This window comes from Candidatus Pseudoscillospira sp. SGI.172, from assembly GCF_050313575.1.
GTDB lineage: Bacteria > Bacillota > Clostridia > Oscillospirales > Oscillospiraceae > Vermiculatibacterium.
On the sequence record NZ_JBNPLQ010000023.1, the window covers coordinates 39,159 to 49,615 of the forward strand.

11 protein-coding genes are annotated in these 10,457 nt (G+C 58.6%); 5 read left to right on the forward strand and 6 right to left on the reverse strand.

What is annotated here, in order from left to right; translation table 11 throughout:
- Positions 1 to 100: 100 nt before the first annotated feature.
- The 5 genes from ACQRD3_RS09715 (at position 101) to ACQRD3_RS09735 (ending at position 4,198) form a co-directional block, all read left to right on the forward strand.
- Positions 101 to 1,429, forward strand: coding sequence for a 2-hydroxyacyl-CoA dehydratase (locus tag ACQRD3_RS09715; RefSeq protein WP_080907713.1), 1,329 nt, complete (start codon positions 101 to 103; stop codon positions 1,427 to 1,429).
- Between the two features lie 133 nt (positions 1,430 to 1,562).
- The gene (locus ACQRD3_RS09720; protein WP_427781235.1) at positions 1,563 to 2,930 is read left to right on the forward strand and encodes an MATE family efflux transporter; all 1,368 of its coding nucleotides are present in this window, start codon (positions 1,563 to 1,565) and stop codon (positions 2,928 to 2,930) included.
- A gap of 58 nt (positions 2,931 to 2,988) precedes the next feature.
- Complete coding sequence (locus ACQRD3_RS09725; RefSeq protein ID WP_080907712.1) at positions 2,989 to 3,186, forward strand: YdeI/OmpD-associated family protein; 198 nt, start codon at positions 2,989 to 2,991, stop codon at positions 3,184 to 3,186.
- Between the two features lie 32 nt (positions 3,187 to 3,218).
- Positions 3,219 to 3,437 (forward strand): hypothetical protein, encoded by a 219-nt coding sequence (locus tag ACQRD3_RS09730; protein WP_427781237.1) that lies wholly within the window; start codon positions 3,219 to 3,221, stop codon positions 3,435 to 3,437.
- A 194-nt stretch (positions 3,438 to 3,631) separates the two neighbouring features.
- Positions 3,632 to 4,198, forward strand: coding sequence for a VanZ family protein (locus ACQRD3_RS09735; RefSeq protein ID WP_427781239.1), 567 nt, complete (start codon positions 3,632 to 3,634; stop codon positions 4,196 to 4,198).
- Between the two features lie 187 nt (positions 4,199 to 4,385).
- Here the strand turns inward: ACQRD3_RS09735 and gltA are convergent, their stop codons facing one another.
- The 6 genes from gltA to ACQRD3_RS09765 all read right to left on the reverse strand — a co-directional run bounded on the left by gltA (position 4,386) and on the right by ACQRD3_RS09765 (position 10,133).
- Positions 4,386 to 5,780 (reverse strand): NADPH-dependent glutamate synthase, encoded by a 1,395-nt coding sequence (gene gltA, locus ACQRD3_RS09740; protein WP_427781241.1) that lies wholly within the window; start codon positions 5,778 to 5,780, stop codon positions 4,386 to 4,388.
- A gap of 13 nt (positions 5,781 to 5,793) precedes the next feature.
- Positions 5,794 to 6,651 carry a sulfide/dihydroorotate dehydrogenase-like FAD/NAD-binding protein gene (locus ACQRD3_RS09745; RefSeq protein ID WP_080907708.1) on the reverse strand — a complete coding sequence of 286 codons (858 nt, stop codon included), beginning with the start codon at positions 6,649 to 6,651 and terminating at the stop codon, positions 5,794 to 5,796.
- Positions 6,652 to 6,783: 132 nt separating this feature from the next.
- A complete protein-coding gene (locus tag ACQRD3_RS09750) occupies positions 6,784 to 7,674 on the reverse strand; it encodes a sensor histidine kinase (RefSeq protein WP_427781242.1) in 891 nt (296 codons plus the stop codon).
- A 17-nt stretch (positions 7,675 to 7,691) separates the two neighbouring features.
- Positions 7,692 to 8,459 (reverse strand): ABC transporter permease subunit, encoded by a 768-nt coding sequence (locus tag ACQRD3_RS09755; RefSeq protein WP_080907706.1) that lies wholly within the window; start codon positions 8,457 to 8,459, stop codon positions 7,692 to 7,694.
- Positions 8,459 to 9,217, reverse strand: coding sequence for an ABC transporter permease (locus ACQRD3_RS09760; RefSeq protein WP_080907705.1), 759 nt, complete (start codon positions 9,215 to 9,217; stop codon positions 8,459 to 8,461). The genes ACQRD3_RS09755 and ACQRD3_RS09760 overlap by 1 nt, the downstream gene beginning before the upstream one ends.
- Positions 9,210 to 10,133, reverse strand: a complete 924-nt coding sequence (locus ACQRD3_RS09765; RefSeq protein WP_080907704.1) for an ABC transporter ATP-binding protein — start codon at positions 10,131 to 10,133, stop codon at positions 9,210 to 9,212. Before ACQRD3_RS09765 ends, ACQRD3_RS09760 begins: the two co-directional genes overlap by 8 nt.
- Between the last annotated feature and the right edge of the window lie 324 nt (positions 10,134 to 10,457).

The following is a 10,457-nucleotide window of genomic DNA, read 5'->3' on the forward strand; positions in this document are numbered from 1 at the left end:
GGCTGTATATCATACACGAAGTGTGCTTTGGGGCAGCGCAGGTGCATCCACCTCTTTCGCGCTCTACTGATTGCCGTCCCGCAGAAAGGACCTGGAACTTATGGCAGAACTGAAATATGACAAAACCGGACGTCTCCTCTTCACCAAGGAGATGAAAAAAGAATATACCCTCCTGATCCCGCAGATGCTCCCCGACCACTTCGCTATGCTGGTGAGCATTTTCCGGGGCGAGGGCTATCAGGTGGAGATGCTCGACAACACCGGCCGCCCCGTCATCGACGCCGGGCAGAAATATGTCCACAACGACGCCTGCTACCCCGCCATTCTGGTCATCGGCCAGCTCATCAACGCCATCCAGTCCGGGAAATACGATCCCCACAAAGTGGCGCTGGTCATCACGCAGACCGGCGGCGGCTGCCGGGCCTCCAATTACATCCATCTGCTGCGCAAGGCGCTGGAGAAGGCGGGGCTCTCCTTCGTGCCCGTCATCTCCGTGAACCTGTCCGGTCTGGAGTCCAACCCCGGTTTCAAGCTGAGCCTGAACCTGCTGCGCAAGGCCGTCTTTGCCATTATTTACGGCGACCTCATCATGAATGCGGCCCACCAGGTCCGCCCCTACGAGGTCACACCGGGGGCCGCCGACGCCGCAGTCAGCGCCTGCATGGATTTCCTCCTGAAGGACATGGACGCGGGCAAGGGCATGACCTTCAAGAGCATGCGGGCCAACTTTGACCGCATCATCGAAGCTTTCAAGGCCGTCCCCGTAACTGGGGAGCAGAAGGTGCTGGTGGGCGTGGTAGGCGAAATCTACGTCAAATACGCCCCCCTGGGCAACAACAACCTGTGTGACTTCCTCCTTGCCGAGGGGGCGGAGCCGGTGGTCCCCGGGCTCATTGATTTCATTCTCTTCAAAATCAACAACCGGGAAGTGGACGTGGGCATCTACGGCGGCAAGTGGGTCAAGGAGGTCTTCTGCCGCTGGCTTCAGAAGTATGTGATGAAGTACCAGCACGCCATGATCGACGCGTTGAAAAATTCCGGCCGCTTCCGGGCCCCGGGGGACTTCCACGATCTTCACAGCTATATCAGCGGCTACCTGGGCGACGGCAACAAGATGGGGGAGGGCTGGCTCCTCACCGCCGAGATGCTGGAGCTCATCAACACCGGCGTGCCCAACATCGTCTGCACCCAGCCCTTCGGATGCCTGCCCAACCACATCGTGGGCAAAGGGATGATCCGCAAGATCAAGGACGACTACCCCTGGTCCAACGTGGTGGCCATCGACTATGACCCCGGCGCCACCCGGATCAATCAGGAAAACCGCATTAAGCTCATGCTTGCCAACGCCCGGGCTCTGGCCAAGGAACAGCGTGCCCGCACCCTGGATCCAGAGGAAGGACCTTCGGGCGAACCCGTTTCTGCCCGGTAATTCCCTTGCAGCGCAGCAGATGAAAAGGAAAACACTTTTCGTTTTTTGAAATTTCTTTTTTCCCCTATGAAAGGGGATATCTTGAAAGGGAGAAGCACTCTACACCTATTCTCCCCGTAGCGAGGTGCTGTGGATGGACGAGAGAGAGAACCGATTTGGCACAATGCCCATCCGGAGCCTTATTCTGACCATGTCCTGGCCCATGATGCTCTCCATGCTCATCCAAGCGCTTTACAACATGGTGGACAGCTACTATGTCTCCCTATGCGATCCCAAGGGATTCCTGGCCCTCTCCCTGGCTTTTCCCGTGCAAACGCTGATGATCTCCGTCTGCGTGGGCACAGGTGTGGGTGTCAACGCCATGCTCTCCCGGCGGTTGGGTGAGGGGAAGAAGGATGCGGCCGCCGCAGTGGCCGCCAATGGCTTTTTTGTCTACTTTCTCACCGGACTGGTCTTCCTGGCGGCGGGGGTCCTTCTCGGGCCCCGCTTTGTGGGCTTTTTCAGCTCGGATGCCCAGGTGGTGGCCTATGGCGGGCAGTATCTCACGGTGGTACTGTGCGGTTCCATGGGGATGTGCATGCAGTTTGCCGGAGAGCGGGTCCTCCAGGCCAGCGGAAGACCGGTGGGGCCGATGGTGATTCAGGGGATCGGCGCTGTCATCAACCTGATCCTGGATCCTATTCTCATCTTCGGCCTAGGCCCCGCTCCGGCCCTTGGCGTGACCGGGGCCGCCATCGCCACGGTGTTTGGACAGCTTGTGGGGATGTGTGTCGGGTTTCTTCTGGTTCACCGCTGTCCGGTGGTTCAGATCTCTTTTCGCAGCTTCCGGCCCGACACCGGAGCCATCCGGGATATCTACCGGATTGGTTTTCCCGCCATGGCCATGCAGTCTCTGGGCACCTTCATGACCCTGGGGCTCAATAAGATCCTCAGCCTGCCCCGGGTGACCGCTGTGGCCGGGGACGCCCCCGTCTTTGTGCTGGGGGCCTACTTCAAGCTCCAGTCCTTTGTCTTTATGCCGGTAGCCGGGCTCAACAACGGCATGACGCCGGTGCTCGGCTACAATTATGGTGCCAGGCACCGGACCCGCATCGTGGACGGCGTCCACTTCGCCCTCAAAGTTTCCCTGGGAATCATGGCGGCAGGAACGCTCCTCTTTCAGCTCTTCCCCTCTCAGCTCCTGGCCATCTTCAGCACTCCGGCCGAGATGATCCCCACCGGCATCTTTGCCCTGCGGGTCATCAGTGCCACGTTTCTGTGCGCCGGGGCCTCCTTTATTCTCTCCGGCGCATTTCAGTCTCTGGGCGCCCCCAATCTGGCCCTGCTCCTGGGGCTCACCAGGCAGATCGTCATCGTTCTGCCGGTGTGCCTGATCCTGGCTCTGGTGGATCCTTCTCTCGTCTGGCTCTCCTTCCCCGCCGCAGAAATTTTTTCCTGCGCCCTTGCCGCTCTGCTCTATCGGAAAGTGCGCCGGGAGCGGGTGGATCCACTGGAGCCGTGATCCAGACGATATTTCCCTCCTTTTTCGCCCATACTAAGGCTGAAAGGAGGGATTTTTCATGTCCCATTTTGATCCCTTTACCGAATTGCCCGAGGGCTTTGCCATGGCTCTGGCCCAGGACCCGGCGGCCTTGGATGCCTTTGGCCGCCTGTCGCCGGAGGAAAAGGCAGGGTATGTCTCCCGCTCCCACCAGGTGGGCAGTCGGTCGGAAATGCGGGCACTGGTCTCCGAGCTGGGCGCCCGGCGAACCTTTTAGCCCATCCCCGCGTAAAATAAGCTGATGTGGGGATGAAAATGGAAAAATGCGGGCGTTCCGGCAATGAAGGGCTGCTGCTGCTGGCCTCTTTGATCTCCATTCAAATCTCCCATCAAGTCACAGCCGATCAGCTTGCTCTCCTGGCCGCCTTTTTCACCACTGTGGGGGACAGCCTGGCTCTCCTGGCCGTAGAGTCCGCGGAAGATCCCTCTGACGAGGGCGAGTGCCATAAAAATACCGCGCAGGCATAATAAGCCGACTGTTCGTCAAACCAGGCAGAGAGCGAATCCGGGAAAGCCATGATCCGAATACAGAGAAGAACGCCCGAGAGAGGTTCAAACCGCTCGGGCGTTCCTCTGTGTAAATGGTTGCTTTTTCCGCGTTTTTTGGTATACTTTCTCAATAAAATGGTACGCACAGTCGGGGTTTGACAAAGGAGGATATTATGTATTTTCCTGATCATATGACTTTCCAATACTTCTTCTTTGATACATATATAGGTTACTTTCTACAAGCACTGCCCATTGCATTGGTGACAAGTACAATATATGGTTTTGTTAGATTTAGGAAAGACAAAGAAACGCATAAGAGCAGAAAGCTATTCTCATGTATTTTTGCCTGCTATATCACAGGGCTTATCTGCTTGGTAATCGGATTAGACCTGATGAATACATTTTATTATAACCTGTTCTACTCTATGAATTCCGGTATCGAGATAGATTGGTCTGGTGGCGAGATTGACCTTGTGCCCGATTTCTTCAACAATATCAGCGGAGAAACAATCGGAAACTTTTTGATGTTTTTTCCATTTGGTTTTCTTTATCCGTTATCACAGGCAACCCCCACATGGAAGAAAACCGTCACTGCCGGACTTTTTGTAGTTGTAGTGATCGAAGTGCTTCAACCCATTTTCGGCAGAGCATTTGATATAAACGATATTATTCTAAACTCATTCGGTATTATTATTTCTACATCCATTTTCTTTGGTATAAAAAGAGCAGCCAAGAAATAAACAGCTTCCCGTTTGTCTGGCTGCTGAAAGCCCGCCTGGGGCGCAAGGACGCGCCCTCCTTCCTGCCGGGTGCGTCCCACGCCGGTGCATGAATACAAAAATCCCCCGTATGAACGCAGCCATACGGAGGATTTCCTGTTTTATGGGTTTTATGGGCGCTGCCCAGGCTTCCATGATCTTTTTTCTGTCAGGCCCGCTTGCCCCGCAGGTACTCGTCCATGGCCTGCGCCGCCTTTTTCCCCGCGCCCATGGCAAGGATGACGGTGGCCGCGCCGGTGACGGCGTCGCCGCCGGCGTAGACGCCCTCCCGGGTGGTGCGCATGGTGTCCTCATCCACCACAAGGCAGCCCTTCCGGTTGGTTTCCAGGCCTGGTGTGGTGGAGCGGATCAGTGGGTTGGGGCTGGTGCCCAGGGCCATGATGACCGTATCGACATTGAGGAAAAAGTTGGAGCCGGGGACCGCCTTGGGCGAACGGCGGCCGCTCTCATCGGGGGCCTGGAGCCGCATCCGCATGCACTCGATCTGGCAGGCCTGCCCCTTTTCATTGCCCAGGATCCGCACCGGGTTGGTCAGCAGGCGGAAGTCGATCTCTTCTTCCTTGGCGTGGTTGACCTCCTCCCGGCGGGCGGGCATCTCCTCCTCGTCCCGGCGGTAGAGGAGGTAGACCTTTTCCGCCCCCATGCGCTTGGCACAGCGGGCGGCGTCCATGGCCACGTTGCCGCCGCCCACTACCGCCACCGCCCGGCTGTGCCGGAGCGGGGTATCGTGGTCATTCCGGTAAGCCTTCATCAGGTTCACTCGGGTGAGATACTCGTTGGCAGAGTAGACCCCTGCCAGGTTCTCACCCTCAATGCCCATGAACATGGGAAGGCCCGCACCCGAGCCTATAAAGACGGCCTCATAGCCATTCTCGATCAGCTCATCAATGGTGATGGTACGCCCCACCACCACATCCAGGCGGAGGTCCACTCCCAGAGCCTTCAGTTTGTCCACCTCGCTCCGGACGATGGCCTTGGGCAGCCGGAACTCCGGGATCCCGTAGACCAGCACGCCGCCTGCGGTATGGAATGCCTCGAAGACCGTGACCGCATAGCCGCGCTTGGCCAGATCGCTGGCACAGGTGAGCCCGGCGGGTCCGGAACCCACCACCGCCACCTTGACGCCGTTGGGCTGGGGTTTTTCCGGAAGGGCATTGCCGTGTTTCAGATACCAGTCGGCCACAAAACGCTCCAACCGGCCGATGGCCACAGCCTCTCCCTTGATCCCCCGGACACAGCGCTCCTCGCACTGGTTCTCCTGGGGACAGACCCGGCCGGAGACGCAGGGCAGAGCGTTGGTATCGGAGATGATCTCATAGGCGGCCTTGAAGTCGCCCACGGCGACCTTGGCGATAAACTCGGGGATGCGCACATTCACCGGGCAGCCCGCCACACAGGGCTTGTTCTTGCAGCTCAGGCACCGCCTGGCCTCCTCGACCGCCTGGTCGGGCGTATAGCTCATGGTGACTTCCAGAAAGTTCTGATTGCGCACCAGCGGCTCCTGCTCTTCGGCGGGAACCTTGGTCAAGCTCATATTCGGCATCGTTGTCTCCTCCTCAATGGATCATGGACTTGCCCAGCTGATCCAGACGGCAGGCGTGGTGTTCCTTTTCCTCCGCCTCTCTCTCTCGGTAGACGGCGTTACGGTTCATCAACTCGTCAAAATCCACCTGGTGTCCGTCAAAATCAGGTCCGTCCACGCAGGCAAACCGCACCTTCCCGCCCACGGTGACCCGGCAGCAGCCGCACATACCGGTGCCGTCGATCATGAGAGGGTTGAGGCTGACAATGGTCTTTACACCGTAAGGCCGGGTGGTCTTGCAGACAAACTTCATCATGGGGATGGGGCCGATGGCAATGACGGCATCGTAGGCCACACCGCCATCGATCTGTTCCTGGAGCTTCTGCGTGACCAGCCCCTTCTCTCCGTATGTACCGTCGTCGGTCATCAGGTAAAAGTTGTCGCTCACCGCCCGGAACTCATCCTCCAGAATGACAATGTCCCGGGAGCGGAAGCCTGCGATGACATCCACCGTGATCCCGGCGGCGTGGAGGGCCTTGGCCTGGGGATAGGCGATGGCGCAGCCAACGCCGCCTCCGATCACGCACACCCGTTTGGCCCCCTCGGGGATCTCCGTGGGCACCCCCAGCGGCCCCACAAAATCCAGGATGGAGTCCCCCTCATTCAAATCGGACAGAAGCTGTGTAGACAGACCCACCTTCTGAAAAATGATGGTGACAGTCCCCTTCTCCCGGTCATAATCGGCAATGGTGAGCGGCACCCGCTCCCCGTATTCATCCAGCCGGAAAATAATAAATTGTCCGGCCCTGGCCTTTTTAGCAATCAGAGGCGCATCCACTTCCAGAAGGGTCACTGTGGGATTGAGCACCTGTTTCCGTACGATTTTTGCCATGCGCAAACGACCTCTTTCTTCCTCGTTTTTCGCCGAAATGCAATATAAAAACTCTATCAGCTTCTGCACGCAATGTCAAGATAAAGCGGCAGATTTCTCCCCTTGCGTGAGAACTCTGCCGCCTTTATTTTCTCATATTTTCCAACGCAGGAGCACGGTAAAGGTCTCCCCGTCCAGGCCGGCCGAGACTGTGCCCCCCATCTGTCCGGCCAGCGCCTTCACGATGGCCAGCCCCAGACCGGTGTTTCGTCCGGAGCGGGTCTGATCGGAGGTGAAGAAACGGTCAAACACGTGATCCAGCTCTCCCCGCTTCAGATCGGCTCCCCCGTTGGAAAAGCGGGTCTCCACGCCTCCCGGTACCTGCCGCGCGGAAATCGTGAGAGTCCCCGAGCCGTGTTCCAGCGCGTTTCGAATCAAGTTGGTGTACACCCGGGAGAGCGCTCCCCGGTCCCCCCACACCGCCGAAAGGTCGTCCGGCAGTTCCACCGTCACTTGGAAACATGCCTCCAGTTCATCGTAAAAAGCGGCCAGCAGCTCGCTGATCACCTCTCGCAGATCCACCCGTTCCCTCTGGATGGGGTACTCCCCCGCCTCCAGCCGGGACAGGTCGTAGAAGCTGGTGATGAGCCCCTGAAGTACCTTTGCCCGACTCTCCACGATCTCCAGATACTCCCGGCGTTGTTCCTCAGAAAGGGTCTCGGACTCCAGCAGCTGGAGATATCCCAAAATGGAGGTCAGCGGGGTGCGCAGATCGTGAGAGACGTTGGCGATCTGCTGACGCAGGATCTTTTCCCGGCGGCGAAAATCAGCCCGCGCCTCCTCTCCGGATTTTAAAAGGTCGTTGACCTCGGCCATCAGTTTCTCGGCGGCCCGATTGGGGGCAGCCAAACGGAGGGGGGCGCCGCCCCCCTCCTGCCGCCGCTGTTTCAGTTGTTCCGCTCCCAGCCTCAGATTCCGCTCCAGGGCATAGACCCGGATCAGGAGCAGGATGCACAGGAGGGTCAGGATAGCCGTCAGCAGCATGGAGCCGCCTCCTTTGATTATCGAATCTCCCTCCGCCGAAATACAGCCAGACCAATGGCACTGGTCACAACGACCCAGCCCAGTCCCAGGCCCCAGCAGGAAAGCCAGGTCAATCCGCCGGACAGATTCCAAAAGCGCAGGCCGCTCTGATCGGCGTAAAGCGCACGGAAGGGCGCCGCATAAAAGAGCGTGTCAAACAGCCGCAGGGCCAGGGAGGAATCCTCCCCGCAGCCCACCAGGGCCACCGGCGTGCCGAACACACAGATCAGATAGGTCAGCGCCATCGCGCCCGAGGCGCTGCGCAGCAGCATCAGCAAAAGAAATGAAAACGAAAGTGCCCCGATCCATAAGGGCAGCGTACAAGCCACATGGAACAGCACCTGTGTCAGCGGCAGTTCCAAAGTGCCCTCCGGCGTGCAGCAGAGCTGACACAGCAGCAGATACCATCCGACCGTTACAGCAGCCGCGGCCGTCCCCACCAAAATGGCCGCCGCCAACTTGCCCAGGTAGACCCTGGAGCGGGGAATCCCAAAGATGATCTCATTTTTCAGCGTCCCGTTCCGGTACTGGTCATCGACGGTGAGAGATGCAAAAACAGGAGCCACCAGCAGACCTATGGGGAGCATCATCAGCAGAAACAGATAGGCCAAGCCTCGCCCGACCTCTTCCCCGCTGAGCATGGGCAGAAAAACCAGACTCTCCAGCACCAGCAGCACAGCCATGCCGATAAAAAGGCTCTTTTTGCGGCAGAGCTTATAGCACTCAGCGCCGATATAGTTGAGCATCAGGAAATCTCTCTCTTTCGAAACACGATCAGCCCCAGCGCTGTGGAGCCCAGGAGCCAGGCCATCCCCACGATCCAGGCGTAAGCGATCAGCCCATTGGAGGGGCCGCCGCTCAGCAAACGGTCAAAGGGAGTGGTGAGCAGGCAGACCTGGATCGCCTCGATCACCGGGCGCAGGCGGGGGAGAAACGTGCTGAACAGCTCCAGGGTCCCGCCGCCCAGTACGCCTACCACCAGCACATACACGATGGAGGCGGCGGTGGACCCCTTCATCAGGAACAGGAGCATATGAAACAGGCCCATGCCGCCCAGCCACAGGGGGAATGCCACCAGCAGAGCCTGCCCCAGGGCGGTCATGGTCTCCCCGGTCGCCGCACCCAGGGGGAAGAGCAGCCGGGCCAGAAGCAGATAGAAGGCCAGGATCACGGCACAGAGCACAACCGAGACGATGGCCGCAGCGATTAGTTTGCCCAGATAGATCCGAGCTCGGGGCAGACCGTAAGCCACCTCATTTTTCAGGGTATTGTACTTATACTGATCGGAAAACACCATATCACAGGTGATCACAACCAGATACAGCCCCACGGAAAGAACCATGCAGAGGGCCCCCGCCATAAAATCGAAGCTGGCCCCCGGCCCGGCGTTTTGGCGGAGCAGCACCATGATCAAGGCGATGCCGCCCACAATGACGCCCAGAAAACCGGCCGGATAGACACGGTGAGTAACCTTGTAGAACTCGGCATTCATGTATTTAAGCATGGTGAACACCCCCGATCAAGCTCAGGAAGTAGTCTTCCAGATTGGCTCCCCGATGCTCCATTCCAGACAGGGCGATCCCCTGCTCCACCAGGAGCCGGGTGACCTTCTGCGGCTCGGAGAGGCCCTCATAGAGCCGGATGGCTCCTCCGGGCAAAATCTCGAAGTCCCGAAGTCCCAGCTCCCGCTCCAGCATGGCGGCGGCGCGTGGCGCGTCGTCCACCCGAAGCTCCAGGCAGTCCCGGCACTTCTCCGCCAGCTGAACGGCAGTGAGCTGTTCCAACATGCGTCCCTTGTCGATAAAGCCGTAGCAGGTGGCCAGATTTTGCAGCTCCGAGAGGATGTGGCTGGAGATGAGGATGGTAGTCTGATACTGCCGGTTGAGCTCCAAAAGCAGGTTGCGGAATTCCACGATCCCCTCCGGGTCCAGTCCGTTGATGGGTTCGTCCAGCAGCAGCAGCTCCGGGCGGTTCATCAGCGCCAGGGCCAACCCCAGCCGCTGTTTCATGCCCAGGGAAAAAGTCTTGAACTTTTTCTTTCCCGTATCGGTCAGTCCCACCTGCTCCAACGCATCCTCCACCACCCGGGCACCGGCGATCCCCCGCTGGCGGCGGTAGTATTCCAGATTCTCCCGGGCGGTGAGATAGGGATAAAAGCTGGGGATCTCCACCATAGCCCCAGTGCGGGAGCGCGCCTTCTCCAGATCCCGCTCGCCGGTGGCTCCAAAAAGCTCCACCTCACCGGAGGTGGGCACCGTCTGAGACGCCACCATCCGGATAATCGTGGTCTTGCCCGCTCCGTTGCGGCCCACCAAGCCGTAGATCTCTCCCTTGGGAAGTGTGATATCCGCGTGGTCCACCGCCAGGGCTGCGCCGTAACGTTTGGTCAGCCCCCTGGTCACCAGGATATTTTCCGCCATTTCACATGACCTCTCTTCTTTGTGAGTATGCCCTGAGTATAGCAGAGAGTCAACAAGAGAACCTGAAGAGAAGGTGAAGAAAATCTTAATGTCCCTTCTCCTGCTCTTTTTTCGGTTTTGTGGTATCATAAGGGTGGGGAAGCACCCCGATTTCAAACCTGGGAGGAGGGATCGTATGTTCACCCGAGAGCCTGAGAACGAGCGGTGTCCGTTGTGCGGTTCCATCATGGTGGATGGGCGCTGCGAGGACAAGACCTGCGAATTTCACTGGCAGCCCCCCGAGCCGGAAGATCTCCTGGAGATCGAGTGCGGCGAAGAGTCCCG